This window comes from Rhizobacter sp. P2_H2 (assembly GCF_056403375.1).
In genome coordinates this window covers 1-843 of record NZ_JBFUFP010001603.1, presented here as the reverse complement: position 1 = coordinate 843, position 843 = coordinate 1, and the positions used below count along the sequence as shown (strand labels likewise).

Here is an 843-nt window from a genome sequence, read left to right as displayed (position 1 = left end):
GCCTGCGCCTGCGCGGCGGCAGCCGCGCCAGAGATGTCAGCCGGCGTCTCAAGTCCTTGATCTTGCGAAGAATTTTCTGGATTTTGCATGGGTGGATCCTGTCGAATGGCGCGCATATGGGCGCTTTGCCCCGGGTTTCAAGAGGGGCTTTCAAAATAATGCAGGCCCCCGTGCTGCAGGGCACGTGGGACCGTGCGGGGGAAAGGCAAGGCCGGGCCGACCCGGGCCCAGGGTCATTCGGGGTCGATGCTTGCGCTCCAGCGGTTCCAGTCGGCGAGCTGGCGGCGATCGCGCTTGGTGGGGCGGCCCTGCTCGATCGCCAGCGCCGGTTCGGCGGCCAGCTTGCGCTGCTTCGCCGCCTCCTCGCGGCGCGCGATGCTGTCGGCCGTCTCCTCGTACAGCGCCTGCGCGACCGGCGCCGGCCCGCGCTGGTGGCTGAGCCCCCGCACGACGAGGCTCAGCGTGACCGACCCCTGGCGCATCTCGATGCGATCGCCCGGCTTCAGCTCGCGCGACGGCTTCGCGGCCTGCCCGTTCACGCCGATGCGGCCCTTGTCGATCTCCTGCGTCGCGAGGCTGCGGGTCTTGTAGAAGCGGGCGGCCCACAGCCACTTGTCGAGTCGCATGCCGTCGTTGTCGTTCGCCATTCCGCCAAGTGTAGGCACGATTCAGGCCGGCGGCGGCTCGCTGGCGGGCCGGAACCGCACCGTCGCATCGAGGCCGGCGAGCCGGCCGGCGAACTGCCGGTTCGTCAGCGCGATCGTCGCGCCCACCGAGTTGCAGATCTCGCGGCAGATCGACAGCCCGAGCCCGCTGCCCTGCGTCGGGTGCCCGGTGTGGAAC

The 843-nt window shown here is 70.0% G+C and carries 1 protein-coding gene; it reads right to left on the bottom strand.

From position 1 onward, the window contains the following. Window positions 1-233: 233 nt before the first annotated feature. Window positions 234-647, bottom strand: coding sequence for an RNA-binding S4 domain-containing protein (locus AC1D15_RS35030; protein WP_477829704.1), 414 nt, complete (start codon window positions 645-647; stop codon window positions 234-236). Window positions 648-843 lie beyond the last annotated feature (196 nt).